Annotated in this window: 19 protein-coding genes and 3 tRNA genes; 15 read left to right on the forward strand and 7 right to left on the reverse strand. The window is 41.2% G+C overall.

Annotated features, from left to right (window positions below):
* Positions 1–74 precede the first annotated feature (74 nt).
* On the reverse strand, positions 75–965 hold the full coding sequence (galU, locus tag Q4575_RS11365) for a UTP--glucose-1-phosphate uridylyltransferase GalU (protein ID WP_215963145.1): 891 nt from the start codon (positions 963–965) through the stop codon (positions 75–77).
* Between the two features lie 1,993 nt (positions 966–2,958).
* On the opposite strand from galU, the gene cysC reads away from it, so the two are divergent.
* Entirely contained in the window at positions 2,959–3,582 is a 624-nt protein-coding gene (gene cysC / locus Q4575_RS11370) for an adenylyl-sulfate kinase (protein ID WP_303523022.1), read from the forward strand.
* Positions 3,583–3,611: 29 nt separating this feature from the next.
* Positions 3,612–4,580: a DHH family phosphoesterase gene (locus Q4575_RS11375; RefSeq protein ID WP_303523023.1), complete on the forward strand. Its 969-nt coding sequence runs from the start codon at positions 3,612–3,614 to the stop codon at positions 4,578–4,580.
* Between the two features lie 941 nt (positions 4,581–5,521).
* Here Q4575_RS11375 and Q4575_RS11380 read toward each other — a convergent pair.
* Genes Q4575_RS11380 through pspF form a run of 6 tightly spaced genes read right to left on the reverse strand, consistent with a single transcriptional unit; the run spans position 5,522 to position 11,931 of the window.
* Positions 5,522–6,292 (reverse strand): ATP-binding cassette domain-containing protein, encoded by a 771-nt coding sequence (locus tag Q4575_RS11380; protein ID WP_215963142.1) that lies wholly within the window; start codon positions 6,290–6,292, stop codon positions 5,522–5,524.
* Positions 6,289–7,284, reverse strand: a complete 996-nt coding sequence (locus Q4575_RS11385; protein WP_215963141.1) for an oligopeptide/dipeptide ABC transporter ATP-binding protein — start codon at positions 7,282–7,284, stop codon at positions 6,289–6,291. The genes Q4575_RS11380 and Q4575_RS11385 overlap by 4 nt, the downstream gene beginning before the upstream one ends.
* A gap of 8 nt (positions 7,285–7,292) precedes the next feature.
* The gene (locus tag Q4575_RS11390) at positions 7,293–8,186 is read right to left on the reverse strand and encodes an ABC transporter permease subunit (RefSeq protein WP_215963140.1); all 894 of its coding nucleotides are present in this window, start codon (positions 8,184–8,186) and stop codon (positions 7,293–7,295) included.
* Positions 8,173–9,207 carry an ABC transporter permease subunit gene (locus tag Q4575_RS11395; protein ID WP_215963176.1) on the reverse strand — a complete coding sequence of 345 codons (1,035 nt, stop codon included), beginning with the start codon at positions 9,205–9,207 and terminating at the stop codon, positions 8,173–8,175. Before Q4575_RS11395 ends, Q4575_RS11390 begins: the two co-directional genes overlap by 14 nt.
* Complete coding sequence (locus Q4575_RS11400) at positions 9,204–10,853, reverse strand: ABC transporter substrate-binding protein (RefSeq protein ID WP_303523024.1); 1,650 nt, start codon at positions 10,851–10,853, stop codon at positions 9,204–9,206. The genes Q4575_RS11395 and Q4575_RS11400 overlap by 4 nt, the downstream gene beginning before the upstream one ends.
* Positions 10,846–11,931 carry a phage shock protein operon transcriptional activator gene (pspF, locus tag Q4575_RS11405; protein WP_215963138.1) on the reverse strand — a complete coding sequence of 362 codons (1,086 nt, stop codon included), beginning with the start codon at positions 11,929–11,931 and terminating at the stop codon, positions 10,846–10,848. Before pspF ends, Q4575_RS11400 begins: the two co-directional genes overlap by 8 nt.
* A gap of 185 nt (positions 11,932–12,116) precedes the next feature.
* On the opposite strand from pspF, the gene pspA reads away from it, so the two are divergent.
* From pspA to Q4575_RS11470, 13 genes are all read left to right on the forward strand, one after another.
* Complete coding sequence (gene pspA, locus Q4575_RS11410; protein ID WP_303523025.1) at positions 12,117–12,785, forward strand: phage shock protein PspA; 669 nt, start codon at positions 12,117–12,119, stop codon at positions 12,783–12,785.
* A gap of 22 nt (positions 12,786–12,807) precedes the next feature.
* Complete coding sequence (gene pspB / locus Q4575_RS11415; protein WP_215963136.1) at positions 12,808–13,047, forward strand: envelope stress response membrane protein PspB; 240 nt, start codon at positions 12,808–12,810, stop codon at positions 13,045–13,047.
* Between the two features lie 9 nt (positions 13,048–13,056).
* Entirely contained in the window at positions 13,057–13,497 is a 441-nt protein-coding gene (pspC, locus tag Q4575_RS11420) for an envelope stress response membrane protein PspC (protein ID WP_303523026.1), read from the forward strand.
* 1,736 nt (positions 13,498–15,233) lie between these two features.
* On the forward strand, positions 15,234–16,472 hold the full coding sequence (locus Q4575_RS11425) for a PLP-dependent aspartate aminotransferase family protein (protein WP_303523027.1): 1,239 nt from the start codon (positions 15,234–15,236) through the stop codon (positions 16,470–16,472).
* Positions 16,473–16,474: 2 nt separating this feature from the next.
* On the forward strand, positions 16,475–17,269 hold the full coding sequence (gene phhA / locus Q4575_RS11430) for a phenylalanine 4-monooxygenase (RefSeq protein WP_303523028.1): 795 nt from the start codon (positions 16,475–16,477) through the stop codon (positions 17,267–17,269).
* A 137-nt stretch (positions 17,270–17,406) separates the two neighbouring features.
* Positions 17,407–18,972, forward strand: coding sequence for a transcriptional regulator TyrR (gene tyrR, locus Q4575_RS11435; RefSeq protein WP_215963131.1), 1,566 nt, complete (start codon positions 17,407–17,409; stop codon positions 18,970–18,972).
* Positions 18,973–18,975: 3 nt separating this feature from the next.
* Positions 18,976–19,614, forward strand: coding sequence for a maleylacetoacetate isomerase (gene maiA / locus Q4575_RS11440; protein WP_272182370.1), 639 nt, complete (start codon positions 18,976–18,978; stop codon positions 19,612–19,614).
* 106 nt (positions 19,615–19,720) lie between these two features.
* Positions 19,721–20,368, forward strand: a complete 648-nt coding sequence (uvrY, locus tag Q4575_RS11445; protein ID WP_215963129.1) for a UvrY/SirA/GacA family response regulator transcription factor — start codon at positions 19,721–19,723, stop codon at positions 20,366–20,368.
* A gap of 22 nt (positions 20,369–20,390) precedes the next feature.
* Positions 20,391–22,217 carry an excinuclease ABC subunit UvrC gene (gene uvrC / locus Q4575_RS11450; protein ID WP_303523029.1) on the forward strand — a complete coding sequence of 609 codons (1,827 nt, stop codon included), beginning with the start codon at positions 20,391–20,393 and terminating at the stop codon, positions 22,215–22,217.
* A 53-nt stretch (positions 22,218–22,270) separates the two neighbouring features.
* Positions 22,271–22,864 carry a CDP-diacylglycerol--glycerol-3-phosphate 3-phosphatidyltransferase gene (gene pgsA / locus Q4575_RS11455; RefSeq protein WP_215963127.1) on the forward strand — a complete coding sequence of 198 codons (594 nt, stop codon included), beginning with the start codon at positions 22,271–22,273 and terminating at the stop codon, positions 22,862–22,864.
* Between the two features lie 146 nt (positions 22,865–23,010).
* Positions 23,011–23,086: transfer RNA gene (locus Q4575_RS11460), tRNA-Gly, on the forward strand.
* A 15-nt stretch (positions 23,087–23,101) separates the two neighbouring features.
* Positions 23,102–23,175 (forward strand) — tRNA-Cys (locus Q4575_RS11465).
* Between the two features lie 24 nt (positions 23,176–23,199).
* Positions 23,200–23,285: transfer RNA gene (locus tag Q4575_RS11470), tRNA-Leu, on the forward strand.
* Positions 23,286–23,400 lie beyond the last annotated feature (115 nt).

Here is a 23,400-nt window from a genome sequence, read left to right on the forward strand (position 1 = left end):
CTCAGAAAAGAAAGCCTTGCAAATATCAAGCAAGGCTTTTTATATCAATGTATGGGGGTTAGAAAATTTTAGTATTATTTAATTGTTTTTAAGTAAGCCTTAAAGTCTTCACCAAGCACATTATGTCGCATGCTGTACTCAACAAAGGCTTGCATGTAACCGAGCTTATCACCGCAGTCGTGGTAGCTGCCTTTCATCAGGTAAGCATTAACCGTTTCCCAATCCATTAACGTTGCAATTGCATCGGTCAACTGAATTTCATCGCCGGCGCCGATAGGGGTTTTTTCTAAAATATCCCAAATATCAGCTGATAATACATAACGGCCAACAACTGCTAAGTTAGATGGGGCATCTTCTATATCGGGTTTTTCGACCATAGCACTCATTGTTTTTGACTCGCCAGATTTTATTGCTTGGCCGTCGATATCTGCAATGCCGTATTTACTCACATCTTGTTCTGGTACTTCATCAACCATAACCTGACTGGCTTTGGTTTCTTCAAACAACCTAATCATTTCTGCTAAGTTGTCTTTTTTCAAATTTGAATCATAGTCATTGATCATTACGTCTGGTAAAACAACTGCAAATGGGTTGTTGCCAACGAGTGGACGAGCACAGGCGATGGCGTGACCTAAACCTTTTGCTTCACCTTGGCGTACGTGCATGATTGTGACGTCTTTTGGACAGATTTTTTGTACTTCTTCGAGTAACTGACGTTTTACTCGTTTCTCTAAAATAGACTCAAGTTCAAAACTTTTATCGAAGTGATTTTCGATACTGTTCTTTGAAGAGTGGGTTACCAGTACTATTTCCTTAATACCGGCAGCGATAATTTCCTGCACAACATACTGAATAATGGGTTTGTCTGCTACAGGGAGCATTTCTTTTGGTATCGCTTTAGACGCAGGCAACATACGTGTACCTAAACCTGCTACTGGGATAATTGCTTTTATTACTTTTTTCATTGAAGTTCCTTAAATGTCCTAGTTCAATGTTTAATTAAAATCATGTGTTAATGAATGTAGTGTCACTAACAAAATGTATTCAATTCCGTGAGGTAAGTTGAAACATAAAGTTAAACACCCAATCATTTGGGCTCTGCTGAAGCTACCCCTTCACTACAAAGCGCCTAACATAATTGCGTCGAATTAATTCTTCGAAAGAAAATTATTCACGTGTCAATACTGTACCATTTCTAATTTAAAGTTAAATGACAAATTTTCATCTATCAAATTAAACCAACTCGTGTGGTGAAGTTTTTCTTCCACTTTCAGTTTGCTCAAATAATCTGAACAAACCATCATCCAACTAAACAGAAAAACGTTATCCCCGTAGCTTGTAAAGTTAATCAGCCACGGCGATATTAGGGATCTCCAACCAAGTGTAGAGGAAGTTCATAGTTCGCTTTCAATTGGCTAATAGTAATCAGAATAAAAACCGTCATCCCCTAGCTTGTAAAATTAGTCTAGCCAAAGCGATATTAGGGATCTCCAACCGAGTGCAGAGGAATTTCATAATTCACCCTGCGGGCGGCTGTTTCGACTGCGTCGACCATACTTTTTGCAACAGCCCCAAAAGTAGGCAAAAAGGCCGCTTTCGGCTAAATCCCTAATCCTTATTTAAGATTTATATTATCGTCGAAGACGGAATGTACGCACATCCCTATGCACATTCCTTGCAACGGCGTCCCTGCCGTTCACTTCGAGATATAAATCTCAACTAAGGGAGATTTAAACGAAGGGGGATGTAGCCTGAACTTTAAGTGTTATAGCATGTTGTTTTGAATAAAACCGTCATTCCAAATCAATAGAAAAAACGTCATCCCAAAAGAGCCCTAGCGATATTAGGGATCTCCAACCAAGTGCAGAGGGAGTTCATAGTTCGCCTTAAATTGGCTAATAGTAATCAGAATAAAAAACGTCATCCCAAAAGAGCCACGGCGATATTAGGGATCTCCAACCGAGTGCAGAGGAAGCTCATAATTCACCCTACAGGCAGCTATTTCGACTGCGTCGACCATACTTTTTGCAACAGCCCCAAAAGTAGGCAAAAAGGCCGCTTTCGGCTAAATCCCTAATCCTTATTTAAGATTTATATTATCGTCGAAGACGGAATATACGCACATCCCTATGCACATTCCTTGCAACGGCGTCCCTGCCGTTCACTTCGAGATATAAATCTCAACTAAGGGGGATTTAAACGAAGGAAAATGTTGCCTGAACTTTAGGTGTAATAACGCGTTGTTTTAAACAAAAACCACCTTCAGAACAAAACAGAAAACGTCATTCCAGCTACCAGAAAAACTGTCATCCTAAAAGAGCCTAAGCGATATTCAGGATCTCCAACCGAGTGCAGAGGAAGTTCATAGTTCGCTTTCAATTGGCTCAAAATTTCAGAACAGAAAACGTCATACCCTAGCTTGTAAAATTAGTCTAGCCAAGGCGATATTTGGAACCTCCAACCGAGTGCAGAGGAAGTTCATAATTCGCCTTAAATTGGCTCAAAGTAATCAGTACAACAAAACATCCTCAGTACTTTGAAGGAGATCTCAAATATCGCTTCGCGATTTTGAGATGACGAGTAATATAGAAATAACCTCATTCCAAAGTCCGTAAAAATAGCCACGCCACGGTGATATCTAGAACCGCCATCGGCGCGCTGTTTAACGAAGTTACCCCAAGTAATTAACTTCGTTTTATTTAGTCTATAAATCTAATCTGTTTAGACTTTTTATTTTAGAATAATTAAGCACAATATTTTCTTTCTAAAGCCGCAATATCAGGCGTCAATTAAGTGCAAAAGGAATTTGTTTAGGTACAATCTTGTTTATTCGTGGTTATGAGCCAGTTAAAGAGTTAAGCACATTAAATAAGATAACTCTCATTTAGTCTTTAGCATCGACTAATCAAACAATTTATTAGGCAAGTGCCACAGACGGATTTATTAAGGACAAAAACAATGACAAATTTAAAAGCGGACGCCGCTGTTTCCTCTAATGTTGTATGGCACTTACAAAGTATTTCGGCGGTACAACGTTCAGAAGCTAATGGTCACAAATCTGCTGTACTTTGGTATACGGGGTTAAGTGGTAGCGGTAAGTCGACAGTGGCCAATGCGGTTGATCAAAAATTATTCGAACGAGGCTGCCATACCTATGTGCTAGACGGTGATAACGTCCGCCATGGCCTTAATGGTGATTTAACGTTTAGTGACAAAGACCGTGTTGAAAATATTCGTCGAATAGGCGAAGTTAGCAAATTGTTTGTTGATTCCGGCTTATTGGTTTCCACTGCTTTTATTTCGCCATTTGCATCTGACCGTAAGATGGTTAGAGATCAGTTGCCAGCGGATAAGTTTGTTGAAGTGTTTATCGATACACCAATTGAAATCTGTGAACAACGTGACCCGAAGGGCTTATACAAAAAAGCACGTAATGGTGAAATTAAAAACTTTACTGGTATCGACTCTGCGTATGACATACCTGAATCACCAGAAGTGCATTTGAAAACGGCAAATAAATCTATCGAAGCCTGCGCGGACGAAGTTGTAGCTAAGCTTGTTGAACTTGGCTTAATAGATTAGTCGCTAAAGAATAAAATAAGAAAAATAATATGACCAATTTCGATGTATTTAATGGTGACGCCGACGGGATTATTTCACTTGTTCAATTGCGTTTAGCTGCGCCTAAACAAGCAGAGCTTATCACTGGAATTAAACGTGATATTGCTCTTGTAAAACAAATTCCGATTGCGGCTATTAATGAGCATTCTAGCGTTACTATCCTAGATATTTCGATGGAAAAAAACGCAGACGCGTTACATGCGGTTTTAAAAACCGGTGCATCGGTAATGTATAGTGACCATCATAGGTCTGGCGAAATACCAAATGTGGTGAACCTTAACGCCCATATCGATCTTGACGCAAACACATGCACTGCTTTGATAGTTGACAACTTGCTAGCAGGACAGTTTCATGATTGGGCTATCACGGCAGCGTTTGGTGACAACTTAATAAAAGTGGCCACCGAGCTTTGTAAAAAGCAAGGCTATTCGGCCGAGCAAGTTGAACAGTTAAAAGAATTGGGCACCTTGGTCAATTATAATGGTTATGGTGCAACTACCGACGATTTAGCGTTTCATCCCGCCGACTTATTCAAGCAACTTGTTCAATACTCATCACCGTTCGACTGCATTAAAGATCCAAGTTCAGCCTTTCATACGTTAAAAAATGCATTCGATTCTGATTTTAATCAAGCGCTGTCTGCAGACGTATTGCACGAATCAGAACTGGCTAAGGCCGTATTATTAGAAGATGCTGCATGGAGCAGAAGAATTAGCGGAACTTACGGGAATCATTTAGCTAATGAAAGCCCTGATACGGCCCACATAGTGGTAACGGTAGTAGATGACGCTCATTATCTCATTAGTCTGCGAGCACCGCTGAATAACAAAACAGGGGCCGGTGATATTTGCGCCACATTCGAAACCGGCGGTGGCCGAGCTGCGGCTGCAGGCATAAATCTTTTACCAAAACAAGACTTACCAAAACTGATCACCGCCGTCGAACGTTACTACGCGTAAGTTTCTGTTGGAAAAGAAGGACCAGTGGGGTCAGAGTTGCTGATATTTATAACTTCCTCTGCATTTGGTTGGAGATCCCTAATATCGCTGTGGCTGACTTATATTACAAGCTTTGGGAATGACGGTTTTTATTCTGATTACTATCAGCCAATTGAAGATGGATTATGAACTTCCTCAGCACTCTGTAGGAGGTTCCAAATATCGCTCCGCTCTTTTGGAATGACGTTTTTCTTTCTGAAATTATGAGCCAATTGAAAGCAAATTATGGCATTCCTCTGAACTTGGTTGGAGATCCCAAATATCGCCGTGGCTCTTTTGGGATGACGTTTTTTTCTGAAATTATGAGCCAATTGAAAGCAAATTATGACATTCCTCTGCACTTGGTTGGAGCTCCCTAATATCGCTGTGGCTCTTTTGGGATGACGTTTTTTCTATTGATTTGGAATGACGGTTTTATTCAAAACAACATGCTATAACACTTAAAGTTCAGGCTACATCCCCCTTCGTCTAAATTCCCCTTAGTTGAGATTTATATCTCGAAGTGAACGGCAGGGACGCCGTTGCAAGGAATGTGTATAGGGATTTACGTACATTCCGTCTTCGACGATAATATAAATCTTACCTAAGGATTAGGGATTTGGCCGAAAGCGGCCTTTTTGCCTACTTTTGGGGCTGTTGCAAAAAGTATGGTCGACGCAGTCGAAATAGCTGCCTGCAAGGCAAAGAAAGGCGCAGCCTGCAAGGCGAACTATGACATTCCTCTGCACTTGGTTGGAGCTCCCTAATATCGCTGTGGCTCTTTTGGGATGACGTTTTTCTGGTAGTTGGGATGACGGTTTTTTCTGTTGATTTTGGCTGTTGCAAAAAGTATGGTCGACGCAGTCGAAATAGCCGCCCGCAGGGCAAAGAAAGACACAGCCTGCAAGGCACAAGCCCCGCGTCTACATATCTAACGACGTCAGTAGCTTTCTTGTTTTTGCATGTTGAGGGTCTGTGAAAACGTCCTCAGTGTGACCTTGCTCAATTATCTGTCCATCATCCATTACAATAATTCTATCGCTTAGGTACTTAATCAGAGAGATTTGGTGAGATATTAATACATAGGTCAGTTTGTGAGTTTGCTGTAAATCTAATAATAAGTTTATAACCTGCGCCCTCAATGACGGATCGAGCGGTGCGAGTGCTTCATCTATAATTACGACTTTAGGATCTAAAATTAACGCGCGTGCTATGCCAATCCGCTGTGCTTGGCCCCCTGAAAACATGTGTGGGTAATAGTCCGCGTGTTCTGGTAACAAGCCTACCATTCTAAGTGCTTGTAATATTTTTTCACGACGCTGTGCTTTATCTAATGTTGTATTAAAGAGCAAAGGTTGTTCAAGTTGATTGCCTATAGGAACCGTAGGGTTAAGGGACTTTTGGGCGTCCTGAAATATCATCCGAATATTTTGGCAAAAGAACTTAGAGTCATCCCACTTAACCACGTCTACATGGTGAAATAATTGCCCAGTATCTGGTTGTTCTGCACCTGCTAATAATCGAGCTATGGTGCTTTTACCAGAACCCGCTTCACCAATAATCGCCAATGTTTCACCAGGGAATAAATGAAAACTAATCGGCCCAATGGTTTTATCTTTACCCTTTTTCAACCAGTGAGATTTGTCTTTGTAACACTTGCTAATGTTCAAAATCGAAAATATCGGAGCCGTCATTTGCTGTCTCCAATCAAAGGGTGGTGACACCTAAAGTACTGACCTTTTAACTTAACTTGTTCTGGCATAGTTACGCAGGCTTTTTGGGCATTGGGGCAACGTGGACCTAAGCGACAGCCAATAGGTAAATGCTGCAATGTAGGAATTGTTCCTTTGAGCGTATATAATTTTTTGCGAATATTATATTCGTGATCCTGAAAATCAGGTTCACTGTCAAATAGGGCTTTTGTATAGGGATGTTTTGGAGACGACAAAACTTTATTTGTCGGGCCACTTTCAATTAATTGGCCACAGTACATAACATTAATACTATCGGCCCAACTGGTGATTGAACTCAAGTTGTGTGTAATAAAAATCATCGCCATGTCTTTCAGTTGATTAAGGCTTTTTAACAGCTTAATCACTTGCAATGAAGTTGAGCTTTCCAGCGCGGTAGTTGGCTCGTCTGCAATGAGCAATTTAGGTTCTTTGGCAATGGCCATCGCGATCATTATCTTTTGACAGACACCTTCCGATAGCATGTGCGGATAGCTATTAAATACTGCATTATGATCTTTAATGCCTACTTTATGAAGCAAGTTGATGCACCGTTTTAACCTATGAACTTTATTAGCGTTAAACCAGCCTTTAAACTCGTATTCCGGCAGTGACTCTTCCATTTGTGAAAAGATATCGGCAGTTGGGTCTAAACATCTGCGGGGTTCTTGATAGACAATAGCAATGTTGGAGCTAATGATCTTTCGTCGCTTTTGTTCAGTCATTCGGTTTAAATCTTCGCCCATAAAATGCAGGCGGTCAGCGGTGACATTCCAACGGTTGTTTAATACGCCAACAAGCGCTTTAGCAATTAAACTTTTGCCCGAGCCAGATTCACCAATTAGGCCACTGACTTCACCCATTTTCATGGAGAAATTGGCAGACTCAACGGCTTTAATTGTTTCGTCGTTGGTCTTTAGTTCAATGTTAAGATTTCTAATATCAAGTAAGCGCATTTGGTTCCCTATTGAAGCCGGCGTTCTTTTAACGCATGCCTCAAACCATCACCAACGATGTTAGTGGATAAAATACAAAGGAATAGCAATAAACCCGGTAACATGACTGTCCATGGATTCAAATAAAATACGTCTAAGCTATCCGACACCATAGTGCCAAGTTCTGGTTCTGGCGATTGTGCGCCAATTCCAATAAAGCCTAAAACGGCTATGTCGAGAATGGCCGAAGAAATCGCCATGGTTGAAAATATGATGATGTTTTCAACCAAATTTGGTAACAAAGCGTAATAAAATAAATGTGAAGGTTTGGCGCCATCAAGCTTATAGGCAATAATAAAATCTTTATTTAAGAGCTCTGCGACTTCAGTGCGAATGTGATGAATAAACTGCGGTAGCATCGCGAGTACAACGGCCCAAAACGTATTAGCGATCCCGGGACCTAATATTGCGACAATAACTATGGCAATGAGTAACGAAGGCATTGTTAGCGCGATGTCCAAAATGTGGTTTAAAAAACTAGAGCGAATACCTTTACTAAAACCTGCGAATACACCAATGAGTACCCCTAACGTTAGCGCCATAAAAACAGAAACTATGGCCAATCCGAATGAAAACCCTAATCCGTACAATACCCGAGTAAAGATATCTCGGCCTAGTGCGTCGGTTCCAAACGGAAACGCTATGGTCCCATCTGGGTGCCACGCTGGTGGGGTGAGCAATGACTCAGGATGCTGTGCAAATGGTGAGTAGGGGGCAAGCATAGGCGCAAATATTGCGACTAGAATAAAAAACAAAAATAACCAAGCTGCAACGAGAGAAAAGTGATTACTTTTAAACAAGCGCCATAATTGGTGGATTGGCGACGAGTTGTTAGGACTCGTAAAAAATCTAAATTTTTCCATAACCGTGTCTTCTCGCCAATGGGTCAAAAATCATATAAATAACATCAAATAAGATAGTGGCGACAAAGACCATCCCTGACATCGCTAAAATACCACCTTGTATTGCTGGGTAATCACGTTGATGAATTGCATCGACGAGCCATAAACCAACACCAGGCCAGGAAAAAATAACTTCGGTGACCATAGCAAGCGTGATCAAAGTACCAAAGTGCAGCCCCATCATTTGAATAACGGGCAACAAACCATTTCGTAAACCATGTCGTCGCAACACTTGTATATGAGACAAACCTTTTGCTCTAGCGGCTTTCACATAACTGGTGTTCATCACGTTTTTCATTGACTGGCGTGTTGTTCGTATCAAGACGGTTGTTGGGTAAGCAGCAAGAACAAATGTAGGGATTGCTAGGTGGTTAACCGCGTCACCTAGGGCTTCGCGTTTATAACTCACATCAGATAGCAATATGTCGATGATCATAAACCCGGTTACGGTTGGAATGTCATAAACTAAACTTAGACGCCCTGAGATGGGAAACCAGCCTAAATTAATTGAAAAAACCAAAATCATTAACAAAGCTAACCAAAATATAGGCATGGAAAACCCAAATATCGACATAGCCAAGATGGATTTATCTAACCACGGTTTTGTCTCTGACGACGCTAAAATACCTAAAGGTATTGCAACGATAAAGCTATAGATTAATGCAAAGGTCGCGAGTTCAATGGTCGCGGGTAGGGCGTTAAATACCTGATCAAATATACTGGTGCCATTGGTGAAAGACTGGCCCCAATTACCGTCAAACATTCGAATTAAGAAATAGAAGTATTGAACAATAACGTTTTGGTCGAGTTTATAGATACGAGCTAGTTCGGTGTATTCTTCGGCGGGGATTTCTCCAATGCCGGTCATATTACTTAGTACATCGCCGGGAAACATATAATTAAGGGAAAATACAAACGTAAAAACTGCGAATGTAATAAAAAATAGTAGCCAAACTTTGCGATAAACGTAATTAAACATTATTTCACCTTCTTAACGGCTTTTGAAAAATCAATGCCGCCATAAGGGTTAATATTAACTTGTTTAATGTAATCTCTGTGCACTTTATGTCTCACGGCATGGGCAATTGGAACCAATGGCGAATGTTCGAATAACACAGCTTCCGCGGCTTGGTAATAGGCTTTTCGTGTGTCGTGGTCTGTTATCGACAGCGCACTTATAATATTGCGGTCAAATTCATCATTACACCAGCCGCTCCGATTTGAGCCAGAAGAAGCCGATGCACAACTTAGCAGCGGACGATAAAAGTTGTCCGGATCTGAGTTGTCAGCTAGCCAACCAATTAATACCGAATCATGCTCACCTTTTGCTAATCGCTTACGAAAGGTCCCCCAGTCGTAGGTGATGATGTTTGCTGTTATGTTAATTTTAGCCAAATTTTGCTGGAGAATTTCTGCCATTTTCCCCGCATTTGGATTGTAAACACGTTGAACAGGCATAGCCCAAATATCCATTTCAAAACCATCTTCATAGCCTTCTTGAGCTAACAACTCTTTGGCTTTCTCAAGTGAAAAAGGACGGACGTAGTTTGTATTGTCATAGGCCCACGACGTTGGCGGAACCAAACTATTTGCGGGTTCAGCTAAATCAAAATAAACGGCGTCGATAATAGCTTCTCGGTCAACAATGTAGCTTAGCGCCTTGCGCACATTGGCGTTATCAAATGGTGGTACATTGGTATTAAAAGCCCAGTAACTGACATTCATAGACGTCGTTTCAACAATATCTATGCCTTTTTTACTATGTAAATAACCGACATCAGACGCCGTAGGGTAACCCATAACATCACATTCACCGGTTAGTAGTTTTGCTAAGCGTGAACTGTTGTTAGGCGTGATATCAAAAATGATTTGCTGTAATTCGCTGGCGGTTTGCCAATATTTTTCGTGGGCATGATAGCGAATGTGGTGGTCACGGTCATATTGCACAAACTTAAACGGACCGGTTCCAATTGGTTTGGTATCAATTTGGTCCTTATTTTCAGCTGCTTGCAATTGTTCTCCATACTCAGCCGACAATATAACTGCAAAATCCGTGGCCATGTTAGCTAAGAAGGATGCCTGGGGATCAACTAATCGAAATTCGATAGTTAAATCGTCTACCACGATGATTTGTTCAATTAAGTCACTGAGGCCGATGCCTTCAAAAAATGGGTACTGGCCCCCGCCAACATCGTGATAAGGATGGTCTTGGTGCAATATGCGAGAAAAGGTAAACAACACATCTTCACTGGTTAACGTTCGTGTTGGCGTAAAGTAATTGGTGGTGTGAAATTCCACTCCTTTTCGTAGGTAAAATCGGTATCGCATTGCGTCGCTAGAAACGATAACTTTACGTGCAATGTCTGAAACAACTCGGCCATTGGTGGGATCAATTTTAACTAAACGATTGTATATTTGCTGGGATACAGCGTCTATTGTTGTACCAGAAGTTACAAGTTGTGGATTAAAAGTCTCTGGTGAGCCTTCGCTACAATATAATAAGGTTTTAGCTGCTAATTTAGAGTCATCGTATTGGCCGCAGGCGTATAGTAAATTACAAAACAATAACAACCACAGTCGTTTGTAATTGCCACTTGTTACTACATGGGCCAAAACTGCTTTAATCATCGGAATTTTTATCCAATAAATTGTATTTTTTAAGATAACCACGTAATTGATGATAGGTGACTTCAAGTTGCTCGGCGGTCTTTTTCTGATTGTATTGGCAATGAGAAAGGGCGGTTGTGATTAAATCCACTTCAAATTCTTGACTCGCATCTTTGAAATTAAGCGGGAACGTGTGCTGAGGCTTGGTTGCGACAGGGGGTTGGTCAACTGTATCGTTCGCTGATATGTTAACGATTTCTTTAATTACTTGAGGCGCCGACTGACGGTCTTGTGTCTTGATACGTTTTTCAGGACGATACGGACTATCAAATGGGTCTAAGACAATTTCATGTACAGGTACATGGGGATTTGCTGAGCGATAAACACTACGTTCAACCACGTTTTTTAACTCTCGTACATTACCAGGCCAATGATAGTCTAATAGTAACTCTTTGGCTCGACGAGAGAAACCACTAAATAGCTCCCAACCCAGTTCTTTTACCATAGAGATGGCAAAATGTTCAGCGAGCACCATAATATCTTCATATCGTTCACGCAGTGGAGGCAAGGTGATTACATCAAACGCTAAACGGTCTAGTAAGTCAGAGCGAAACTCACCCGACTCAGCTAATGCCGGTAAGTCTTCATTGGTAGCACACACCAAGCGTGTATCAATTTTTACTGTTTTAGTGCCCCCGACGCGTTCAAATTCGCCGTATTCTATAACTCGAAGTAACTTCTCTTGCACTAAGCCGGAAGTGTTCGCTAACTCGTCTAAAAACAACGTACCGCTGTTGGCACGTTCAAATCGCCCTTCGTGTCGTTTTCCTGCACCGGTAAATGCGCCGGATTCATGACCAAACAATTCACTTTCTAATAGGTTCTCATTTAAGGCTGCACAGTTAAGGGTAACGTAGTTTTGGTCCCAACGTTGTGAAAGGTAATGCAAGCGAGCTGCGATTAACTCTTTACCGGTTCCCCGTTCACCTATAATAAGAACAGGTTTATTCAAAGGGGCAAGTTGCGATACTTTTTCTAATACTTCTAAAAAACTATTGGCTTGTCCGATTAGATTATCTTTGTTTCTGAATTGGCTCATAATGCAACACTTGGTTAAAATGACTAATTGTTAGTGTATTTTAAAAACAACAAAACTTAAAGTTTTCCCTAAAGAAAATAAAAATTATTATAAAACATCGGGTTACAACTTCTGTAAAAAGTGGCAGGATATCTGAATGTATTACCCCAACTTGATAACAAGTCTTTATAAATGAGGTACGTATTATGGGTATTTTTTCTCGCTTTGCAGACATTGTGAACGCAAATATTAATTCACTTTTAGATAAAGCTGAAGATCCGGAAAAAATGGTCCGGTTGATCATTCAGGAAATGGAAGACACGTTAGTCGAAGTTCGCTCTTCTTCAGCACGCACTTTAGCCGACAAAAAAGATGTGGTAAGACGCATCGACAGACTGAAAGCCGAAACGGCAGATTGGCAGTCTAAAGCGGAATTAGCTTTGTTTAAAGACCGCGAAGACCTTGCTCGTCAAGCATTGTCTGAACGTCAACGTTGTGAAGAAAATGTGGCTATGTTAGACCATGACTTAGAGTCGCTAGACGAACAGGTTAATCGTCTTAAAGATGAAATTGGTCAGTTGCAAACTAAACTTGAAGATGCCAAAGCACGTCAAAAAACAATCTTGATGCGCGGCAAAACAGCCAGTTCACGTTTGAATGTGAAAACTAAACTGAACAGTGGCAAAATTAACGACGCATTGTCTCGATTTGAACAATACGAACGTAAAATTGATAATTTGGAAGCTGAAGTTGAGTCTTACGATTTAGGTAACAAGTCATTAGCAGACGAGTTTGCTGAGTTAGAATCGTCAGATAAAGTGAACAGTGAACTTGAAGCGCTTAAAGCTAAAATGAAAAAAGCGAAGAAAGACTAATAGAGTCTTTGGGGAGTAATTTATGAGCGACGTAGTCGGAATTTTAATCGCGCCAATTATCATCTTCATGATCTTTGTCGCACCGATTTGGCTAATTATGCATTACAGAAGTAAAAAGCAGGTTGGCCAGGGATTAAATGAGAACGAAATTGTTGAACTGCATGAGTTAGCACGAAAAGCCGAAATATTGGGTGAACGAGTTAAAACATTAGAGTCAATATTAGACGTAGAAGCGCCTGATTGGCGCAACAAAAACGCTTAGGAGTAGGGTATGACTAAATCAAATAAACAGCTAAATCGTATTCCTAGCAAAGGTAAAATAGCCGGCGTTTGTGCTGGTGTTGCAGAATACACCGGAATGGAACCATGGTTAGTCAGAATAGTCTGGTTTAGTGGTTTAGTCTTCTCAGGCGGGTTCTTTTTTATCGCTTATGTCGCGTGTTGGTTTATTTTAGACAAAGACGGCACGGTTTCAAGACGCAAGGTTGGCTTAAAACAAGCTCAAGACCAATGGCACCGTTTTGATGAAAATGAAGACATCGACCGAGCCGTAGAAGTTAAAAGTAAAGTTTGGCAGTCAGGAGAACCACCAAAACAAGCTTTTAGAGACATTGCGAGACAGTTTGAAGGAATCGAACGCCGAGTTCGCAATATGGAAGGTTACGTTACTTCGAATGAATATACATTGAAACGAGAAATTAATCGTTTGTAGTAACAACCAAGATATTCACAATTTAAGAAATGGCCTAAGGGCCATTTTTTTGTACCTGAAGTTCAGTCACATCAACTGAAAGCGAACTATGAACTTCCTCTGCACTTGGTTGGAGATCCCTAATATCGCCGTGGCTCTTTTGGGATGACGTTTTTTGTTCTGAAATTATGAGCTGATTGAAGTTGGATTATGAACTTCCTCTGCACTTGGTTGGAGGTTCCAAATATCGCTCCGCTCTTTTGGAATGACGTTTTTTGTTCTGAAATTATGAGCTGATTAAAAGCGAATTATGAACTTCCTCTGCACTTGGTTGGAGGTTCCAAATATCGCTCCGCTCTTTTGGAATGACGTTTTTTGTTCTGGACTTTTGAGCTGATTGAAGTTGGATTATGAACTTCCTCTGCACTTGGTTGGAGGTTCCAAATATCGCTTCGCTCTTTTGGAATGACGTTTTTTGTTCTGAAATTATGAGCTGATTGAAGTTGGATTATGAACTTCCTCTGCACTTGGTTGGAGATCCCTAATATCGCTCCGCTCTTTTGGAATGACGGGTTTTTTCTGTTGATTTGGAATGATTATTTTCACTAAAGCAATACGTTGTTACACCTAAAGTTCAGGCAACATTTACCTTCGTCTAAATCCCCCTTAGTAGAGATTTATATCTCGAAGTGAACGGCAGGGACGCCGTTGCAAGGAATGTTTTCACTTCATGGACGAAGGGAATTCGTCAGTACATGGATGTACGTCAGACGAACCATGGACGAAATTACATTCCGTCTTCGACGATAATATAAATCTTAAATAAGGATTAGGGATTTAGCCGAAAGCGGCCTTTTTGCCTACTTTTGGGGCTGTTGCAAAAAGTATGGTCGACGCAGTCGAAATAGCTGCCTGCAAGGCAAAGAAAGGCGCAGCCTGCAAGGCAAACTATGAACTTCCTCTGCACTGGGTTGGAGATCCCTAATATCGCTTTGGCTCTTTTGGGATGACGTTTTTTCTTTAAAACAAAGATTTATCACACCGAAAGTTCAGGCTACATTTTCCTTCGTTTAAATCCCCCTTAGTTGAGGTTTATATCTCGAAGTGAACGGCAGGGACGCCGTTGCAAGGAATGTGCATAGGGATGTGCGTATATTCCGTCTTCGACGATACTATAAATCTTAAATAAGGATTAGGGATTTAGCCGAAAGCGGCCTTTTTGCCTACTTTTCGGGCTGTTGCAAAAAGTATGGTCGACGCAGTCGAAACAGCCGCCTGCAAGGCAAAGAAAGGCGCAGCCTGCAAGGCAAACTATGAACTTCCTCTGCACTTGGTTGGAGATCCCTAATATCGCCGTGGCTCTTTTGGGATGACGTTTTTTCTGTTTAATTGGGATGACGGTATTTCTGTGTATTTGGGATGACGTTTTTTGTTCTGAAATTATGAGCCAATTGAAAGCAAACTATGAACGGCCTCTGCACTCGGCATGACTTTTCCTGCTATTCGGCATAACGACTTTTGTTATGGAAATACCACCAAAACCTAACCGGACGTAATGTTTTATTTGTGTAAGCACCTGAATTTAATCTAAATAGTAAGTGTGGTGTAACGTAATTATTACATTGGGTGAGGTAACTATTTTCAAATTAGATTATTAACTCTACTCATTTTTTTGCAAAGTTCGGACTTTAATCACGATTGAATCGATGTGACAAAAGCGTTGCCCAGTTTTGGGCCGTTTTTATTAGAGGCAGAACATGAGCGTCAAAGCGAATAATAATAATATTGAAACCCTATGTATTCACGCTGGCAAAGTGAAAGGTGCCCATCAGGGAGCGCTAACTACGCCTTTATATCAGACCTCAACCTTTGTATTTGAAAGCGCGGAGCAGGGGGCGAGACGTTTTGCTGGTGAAGAAGAAGGCTATATATATACCAGATTAGGCAATCCAACCACGCGCGAGCTTGAATTAAAAATGGCAGCGATGGAAAAAATGGAAGATGCAGCAGCAACAGCGACTGGTATGGCAGCGGTGTCAGGTGCGGTGTTGAGTTTTCTGCAAGCGGGTGACCACGTAATTGTATCAAAAGCCATTTACGGTTGTTCATTTGCATTATTTAATCATCAACTGCCTAAATTTGGTATTGAGGTTACCTTTGTTGATATGACCGATGATGCAAACTTATTGCCCGCATTAAAACCAAATACCAAAATGTTATTTGCGGAAACTCCAATCAATCCAAATTTAGAAGTGTTAGATCTGGCTAAAATTGGCGCGTTTTGCTTAGAGTACGATCTCATTTCGATTGTCGACAGTACGTTTATGTCTCCAGTGCTTCAAACCCCGGTGGATTTTGGCATCAACATAGTGATCCACAGTGCAACAAAATACTTAAACGGTCACGGTGATGTGGTTGCGGGAATTATTGTTGGCAGCGCTGAGCATATTGAAACTATAAAACTAACCATTCTAAAAGACATTGGTGGCACAATTAGCCCACACGATGCATGGTTAATATTAAGAGGTCTGAAAACCTTGCCAGTAAGAATGGACCGTCATTGTACAAATGGTCAGAAGTTAGCTGAATTCTTAGAGCAACATCCATTAGTGTCAAAAGTTTATTATCCGGGATTGCCATCGCATTCTGGGCATAAATATCTGGGTAAACAAATGCGAGGAGCCGGTGGCGTTGTGGGTTTTGAACTTAATGCAAATCTTGAAGAAGGTGCTCATTTTATTAATTCAGTCGAATTATTTTCAATAGCCGTGAGTCTAGGGGACGCTGAATCTCTAATCCAACACCCGGCATCTATGACACATTCACCGTATACCCAAGAGGAGCGTTTGGCCGCTGGAATTAGCGATGGCCTTATTCGCATTTCAGTTGGGCTAGAGCACGCAGACGACTTAATCGCCGATTTGAACCAAGCATTAAACAAAATTAACGAAGCACGAATGGTAACACCAAGTGCAACTGTATTAGGGTGCAGTTAATCATGAGCAAACAATCAAGTTACGTTTCTAAGCAGTCGGACGAAACCGGTTTTATTAATTGGACAGACGAAGAAAATCAAATTTGGTCAGAACTAATGGCGCGACAAATGTCGTGCATTGAAGGCAAAGCCTGTGATGAGTTTTTTGCCGGTTTAGATAAATTACAGTTACCAACAGACCGTGTTCCGCAATTAAACGACGTGAGTAAAGTTTTACTCGAAACAACAGGTTGGCAATGTGCTGAAGTGCCGGCATTGATTAATTTTGAAAAATTCTTTCAGTTGTTGGCGGACAAAAAGTTTCCTGTAGCGACATTTATTCGCCGACGTGAACATTTTGATTACCTACAAGAACCCGATGTTTTCCATGAGATATTTGGTCACTGTGCAATGTTAACTAACCCTGACTTTTCTGAATTTACCCATAAATATGGATTGTTGGGACTTCAGGCTACTAAAGAAGAAAGGGTCTTTTTGGCGAGGTTATACTGGTTCACTGTTGAGTTTGGACTAATGCGACAACACGGTGAACTTCGGATCTACGGCGGTGGTATTTTGTCGTCTCCTGGCGAAACAGACTATGCATTAACCGCAACGCAACCTGAGCGATTTGATATGAATATACTGGACGTATTCCGTACGCCATATCGAATTGACATTATGCAACCTAAGTATTTTGTTATCGACGCTATTCATGATCTTTTTGATTTTTCAAAACTGGATCTTATGGAAATGGTTCGAGAAGCAATGAAACTGGGCATGTATGCACCAACTTTCCCGCCAAAGAGCGCAGCATAATTTGTCAGGTGAGCCTTTAGGTTCACCTTTTTGGAATTTATTCTTTACAAAATTGCAATAAAACTCTTTCTCCGTTGTCAATTCACGTTTACAATCCGAAAATATTACGTTTTTGTTTTATCAGTATTGGAGTAACAATGCGGCTACAGATTGCGTGTCAAGACCGTATGGGTTTGGCTAAAGAAATTTTAAACATTCTTGTTGAATACGATATCGATCTAAAAGGTATTGAGTTTGATCAAGCGACTAAATGTTTATATGTGGCATTTCCACAAATAGAGTTTGAAGCGTTTCAGCAAGTCATGGCGGCTATCCGTCGAGTCGATGGGGTAACAGATGTTAAAACCACAAACTTTTTGCCTTATGAACGCGAGCACAACGAACTTGTAACCTTGTTGCGAATATTGCCAGATGGCGTTATTTCCATAGATAACAAAGGCAATGTGGTTACGGCCAATCAGGCCGCTTTAATTGACCTAGGTCGCAGCGAGTCTGAAATTGTTGGACAACCTGTGCAGGGGTTGCTTAAAGGGTTTAACTTTTTGAAATGGTTAGAAGGCAAAGAAGTTGTCGGCCAGACATTAAAGTTAACTGGCAATAACGAAGAATTTGTATCCGACATTTTGCCGATAAATGTCACAGATGAAGAAAACAACGTTCGCTTAGCGGGCGCCGTGGTTAACTTAAAATCACACAGTCGCTTAGGTCAACAAATCAACGCATTTAGAGACGACAATAACGAGTCGTTTGCCAATATCTTGGCCAACAGCACCAGTATGCGCCGGGTTATTCGTGAAGCTAAGAAAATGGCTCACCTTGATGCCCCAATACTTATTCAAGGTGAAACGGGTACAGGTAAAGAGCTGATTGCTCGAGCTTGTCATGACGCCAGTGAACGAAATGAAAAGTCGTTTTTAGCCCTAAGTTGTGCGTCATTGCCAGACAATGTTGCCGAATCTGAACTTTTTGGTTACGGCGCTAATGCCTACCCAGGTAGTGGCGAAGAAGGTAAACGTGGCATATTTGAACAAGCGGAAGGTGGAACGGTTTTCCTCGACGAAGTTGGCGAAATGTCCGCAGAGTTACAAACAAAGTTAATTCGCTTTTTACAAGACGGGACTTTCCGTCGTGTTGCTGATGAGAACGAAGTTAAAGTGGACGTGCGTGTAATATGTGCCACTCAAAAAGATTTGGCCAATATGGTTCAAGAACATACATTCCGTGAAGATCTCTACTATCGTTTAAACGTACTAAGTTTGCATATCCCACCATTGCGCGAACGAAAACAAGACATCTTGCCGTTGGCGCAACATTTTGTTCAGCGATTTTCCCATGAGCTGGGCAAACAAGCACCGACATTTTCCAAGTCGTGTTGTGAGTATTTACAAAATTACCCTTGGCCGGGCAATACACGCCAACTTGAAAATTCGGTTTATCGGGCATTAAGCTTGTTGGATTCTGATCTTATTGAAAAAGAAGCGTTGGAACTGCCGACTTATACCAATGAATTTGGTTATTTAGAGCAGGAATTTGAAGGATCGTTAGACCAAGCCGTAAAACGATTTGAAGCGAGCTTATTACGTAAGTTATATCCGGCATATCCAAGCTCTAGACAATTAGCCAAAAAGCTTGGATTGAGCCATACAGCGATTGCTAATAAACTTCGTGAATACGGTATTAACAAAAAAAGTATCAAGGTTTAAGTTATGACATTGTTTGGGTATTGGCGTTCATCAGCCGCTTATCGAGTACGTATTGCGCTTAATTTAAAAGGCCTGCAATACGAACAAAAATCAGTACATTTGATTAAAGATGGCGGTCAGCAACATGCTGAGGATTATGCAGATTTAAACCCAAATAAGTTAGTCCCGACGCTGGTGGATGGAGAGTTTACGCTCAATCAATCATTGGCTATATTGGAGTATTTAGAGATAAAATACCCCAACATAAACTTGTTGCCAGCTAACTTAGCCGACAACATGAAATGCCGAGCCTTAGCGTTGGATTTGGCCTGTGATATTCATCCGCTTAACAATTTGCGGGTTTTGCAATATCTCACAGGGCCGTTGGCGCAAAGCGAAGAACAAAAAATGCAGTGGTATTTTAATTGGTTAGAGGTTGGCTTTACTGCATTTGAAAAAAGCATTAATAAAGTTGCAGGTAATTTTTGTTTTGGTGACCATGTCAGTTGGGCCGATTTATGTTTGATACCTCAGGTTTATAATGCAGAACGGTTTAACTTTGATATGTCGCCGTATCCTTTGATACAGCGGGTTGTCGCCCATTGCAGAACATTGGACGCATTTACAAAAGCGGCGCCAGAAAATCAACCTGACGCCGTTTAAATGTCCAATTAAGCTAAAGTTTAGAACAGTGTTTGATTTATCATTGTTGCCTTAGTTTAGTTTTGTGGTAATTTTGTTTTCGATTTTTTAGATAGAGGGTTTGCCATTGATCAATGTATTGTTAGTTGACGATCATGAATTAGTCCGTACCGGTATAAGTCGGATAGTTAATGATGTTCGTGGATTAAATGTTGTTGGTGAAGCCTCATCAGGCGAAGAAGCGTTTCAGTTTTGTCGCACTCATACACCAGACGTTGTTTTAATGGACATGAACATGCCGGGGATTGGTGGTTTAGAAGCGACCAAAAAAATTATTCGATATTGCCCTGATGTGAAAGTGGTGATGTTAACCGTTCACACGGAAGATCCATTTCCATCAAAAGTCATGCAAATTGGCGCCCATGGGTTTTTAACCAAGATGACCCGCCCAGATGAGATGATCCAAGCGATTCGTTCTGTGCATGTTGGTCAGCGTTTTATTGCCCCAGAAATTGCTCAGCAGATGGCATTGAGTCAGTTAAATGGCGAAAAAAATGATAAACCATTTGAATTGCTATCTGAGCGTGAATTGCAAATTATGTTGATGATCACCAAAGGCGAAAAAGTCCAAGATATTGCCGAACAACTTAATTTAAGCTCTAAAACCGTCAATAGTTATCGCTACCGAATGTTTGAAAAACTCAATGTCGGCAACGACGTTGAACTTACCCATATGGCGATACGACATCGCATGCTCGACATGGAAAAACTCTAACCGCTACTATTGATTTTAAGCCATGGTTGAATTTGACTCAAAAGCCTTTCTAAATACGGTAACCTCACGTCCTGGGGTTTACCGTATGTACGATAATGATCAAACGGTCATTTATGTTGGTAAAGCAAAAAATTTAAAAAACCGCCTTACCAGTTACTTCCGAAAGGACGTCGACAGCGTAAAAACGCGCGCCTTAGTAAACCAAATAAATAACATCGAATTCACGGTTACCGACTCTGAAACCGAAGCACTGATTTTAGAAAACAACCTGATTAAAGAGTATCAACCTAAGTACAATATTTTACTTAGAGATGATAAGTCGTATCCATATATTTTAGTCACTGATCACAAACATCCCCGCATTGCGATGCACCGTGGCGCCAAACGCCACAAAGGCGATTATTATGGCCCGTTTCCAAGTGCTGGTGCGGTTTGGCAATCGCTTAGGATCATGCAGAAAGTCTTTCCAGTGAGACAATGTGAAGATAATTTTTATAACGTTCGAAGTCGGCCATGTTTACAACATCAACTAAAACGGTGTTCTGCCCCATGTGTTGAAGGTTATGTCACCGATCAGCAATACAGTGACCAAATCGATTTAGTTAAACAATTTCTCACGGGGAAAAGCCTGGCAGTTATCGATACATTAATCGGTAAGATGGAAGCCGCCAGTGTTGACTTAAACTTTGAAGAAGCCGCGTTTTTTCGTGACCAAATAATGGCGCTACGCAAAGTCACTGAGCAACAAAATGTCAGTGGTAATATCGACGAAATCGATGTTATTGCGGTGAGTATCGATAAGGGATTGGCATCGGCTCACGTTTTGTACATTCGAGATCAAAAAGTCCTTGGTAGCAAAAATTATTCACCAAAAGTGCCACCTAATAGCGAACCGAGCGAAATTGTCACGTCTTTTATTAGCCAGTTTTATTTAAATGGCATGGGCGGTCAAAATATTCCGAAACTCATTGTTGTCCCTGAAATTGCCGATGACATTGAAGAACTGCAAAAAGCGATTGCTTTAGAGCGAGACGCAAAGGTTGAATTAGTTAAGCCTCAACGAGGTGAGAAGTTTAAATATTATCGATTGGCGCAAAAAAATGCCGATATTGACCTAGCAGGTAAACTAGCCGATGGACGTGCAATTAGCAGTAAATACAAAGAATTGTGTGAACTGTTAAAAATCACTCAAATTAATCGAATGGAATGTTTTGATATCAGTCACACATTTGGCGAATATCCTATAGCATCTTGTGTGGTTTTTGGCCCTGAAGGTCCTAATAAATCTGAGTACCGACGTTATAATGTGAAAGGCGTAAAGGGCGGTGATGACTACGGTGCAATGGAATTTGCCATGAAAAAACGATTTGGCAAAGTATCATCAATCGATAATATCCCCGACATCTTATTTATCGACGGTGGTAAAGGTCAGCTTAACAAGGCAGAAGCCTTTTTTGCCGATTGGCAATTGGAAAAAGCTCCTATCATTGTGGGCATTGCCAAAGGAGAGGGCAGAAAGCCAGGTCTTGAGACTTTATATTTAAATGGCGGTGAAATTGAAGTTCATTTGCCAAAGGCCTCATCTGCATTGCATCTTATCCAACATATTCGGGATGAGTCCCATCGGTTCGCAATCACAGGGCACCGTGCAAAACGCGGTAAGGCCAAAACACACTCTGTACTGCAAGATATACCGGGGGTTGGTGCAAAACGCCGACAGGCGATTTTAAAGAACTTTGGTGGCCTGCAGGGCGTTATGGCAGCGACCGAAAAACAACTGAGTCAAGTCTCTGGTATCAGCCAAGAAATGGCAACTGAAATCCATAGCTTCTTGCATGATAAGGATTAAATAGGCATCATCGTAAGAGCCGACAATAACCATTCAATATGTAGTATTTTTTTATGTGGAATATTCCCAATATAATAACGTCTTTTCGAATTACCCTTATTCCTGTCTTGGTGGTGTTTTATTACCTCCCTGCAGTTCAGTATGAATGGAAGTACTTTGCTACGGCATTTGTATTTTGGTTTGCCGCAATTACCGACGCTCTAGACGGTTATTTGGCAAGAAAATTAGATCAGTCGACGCCATTTGGTGCGTTTTTTGACCCTGTAGCGGACAAAGTTATGGTCGCAGTGGCGTTAGTCATTGTGGTCGATGATTACTCAAATATGTGGGTTACCGTGCCTGCCGCGATAATAATTGGTCGTGAAATTGCAATATCAGCCCTGCGAGAGTGGATGGCTGAAATGGGCAATCGCGATTATGTTGCGGTGAGTATGGTGGGCAAGTATAAAACAGCTGCTCAAATGTTAGCGGTTATCGGCTTATTGTGGCACCCAAATGAATTTTGGGTTTTTGAAGGATGGTTGTTAGGGCCGCTTTTAGATTTTGCAACGTATGCATTTTTATACTCTGCAACCGCCCTAACTATTTGGTCATTGGTGATTTACTTTAAAGCTGCTTGGCCATTTATTTCTGGCAAAAAAGCTTAATTTCAAGCCATATCAGTTAAAATTTCATCAAACAGACTGAAAAAGTCATTTTTATTTAAAATAGATATTGACTCAAAAAGGTTTGAATGTAGAATGCGTCTCCGTTGTCAGCGATGACAATGTGAAGTCAAAGTTTAGCATTTTATGCGAGTATAGCTCAGCTGGTAGAGCGATACCTTGCCAAGGTATAGGTCACGAGTTCGAACCTCGTTACTCGCTCCAAATGTTTTACTAAATGGCGGGTTGGCAGAGTGGCTATGCAGCGGATTGCAAATCCGTGGACCTCGGTTCGACTCCGGGACCCGCCTCCATGATTTCAGGTTTTAAAAAGTGTCGCCCGGATGGTGGAATTGGTAGACACAAGGGATTTAAAATCCCTCGCTCATAGAGTGTGACGGTTCAAGTCCGTCTCCGGGCACCATTCTTTCGTAAGGTAACTTACAGAGGAATGGGCAAAACATACGGAGTGCGAGTATAGCTCAGCTGGTAGAGCGATACCTTGCCAAGGTATAGGTCACGAGTTCGAGCCTCGTTAC

The organism is Psychrosphaera sp. 1_MG-2023, from assembly GCF_030548245.1.
Classification (GTDB): domain Bacteria; phylum Pseudomonadota; class Gammaproteobacteria; order Enterobacterales; family Alteromonadaceae; genus Psychrosphaera; species Psychrosphaera algicola.

Coding starts and splice junctions, on each gene's coding strand:
- Q4575_RS11375 (WP_303523023.1), top strand. CDS start 3,612: ATGACCAATTTCGATGTATTTAATGGTGACGCCGACGGGATTATTTCA.
- pgsA (WP_215963127.1), top strand. CDS start 22,271: ATGTGGAATATTCCCAATATAATAACGTCTTTTCGAATTACCCTTATT.
- Q4575_RS11380 (WP_215963142.1), bottom strand. CDS start 6,292: ATGACGGCTCCGATATTTTCGATTTTGAACATTAGCAAGTGTTACAAA.
- Q4575_RS11390 (WP_215963140.1), bottom strand. CDS start 8,186: ATGGAAAAATTTAGATTTTTTACGAGTCCTAACAACTCGTCGCCAATC.
- galU (WP_215963145.1), bottom strand. CDS start 965: ATGAAAAAAGTAATAAAAGCAATTATCCCAGTAGCAGGTTTAGGTACA.
- Q4575_RS11425 (WP_303523027.1), top strand. CDS start 15,234: ATGAGCGTCAAAGCGAATAATAATAATATTGAAACCCTATGTATTCAC.
- uvrC (WP_303523029.1), top strand. CDS start 20,391: ATGGTTGAATTTGACTCAAAAGCCTTTCTAAATACGGTAACCTCACGT.
- phhA (WP_303523028.1), top strand. CDS start 16,475: ATGAGCAAACAATCAAGTTACGTTTCTAAGCAGTCGGACGAAACCGGT.
- Q4575_RS11385 (WP_215963141.1), bottom strand. CDS start 7,284: ATGCGCTTACTTGATATTAGAAATCTTAACATTGAACTAAAGACCAAC.
- tyrR (WP_215963131.1), top strand. CDS start 17,407: ATGCGGCTACAGATTGCGTGTCAAGACCGTATGGGTTTGGCTAAAGAA.
- pspF (WP_215963138.1), bottom strand. CDS start 11,931: ATGAGCCAATTCAGAAACAAAGATAATCTAATCGGACAAGCCAATAGT.
- cysC (WP_303523022.1), top strand. CDS start 2,959: ATGACAAATTTAAAAGCGGACGCCGCTGTTTCCTCTAATGTTGTATGG.
- Q4575_RS11400 (WP_303523024.1), bottom strand. CDS start 10,853: ATGATTAAAGCAGTTTTGGCCCATGTAGTAACAAGTGGCAATTACAAA.
- pspC (WP_303523026.1), top strand. CDS start 13,057: ATGACTAAATCAAATAAACAGCTAAATCGTATTCCTAGCAAAGGTAAA.
- pspA (WP_303523025.1), top strand. CDS start 12,117: ATGGGTATTTTTTCTCGCTTTGCAGACATTGTGAACGCAAATATTAAT.
- pspB (WP_215963136.1), top strand. CDS start 12,808: ATGAGCGACGTAGTCGGAATTTTAATCGCGCCAATTATCATCTTCATG.
- maiA (WP_272182370.1), top strand. CDS start 18,976: ATGACATTGTTTGGGTATTGGCGTTCATCAGCCGCTTATCGAGTACGT.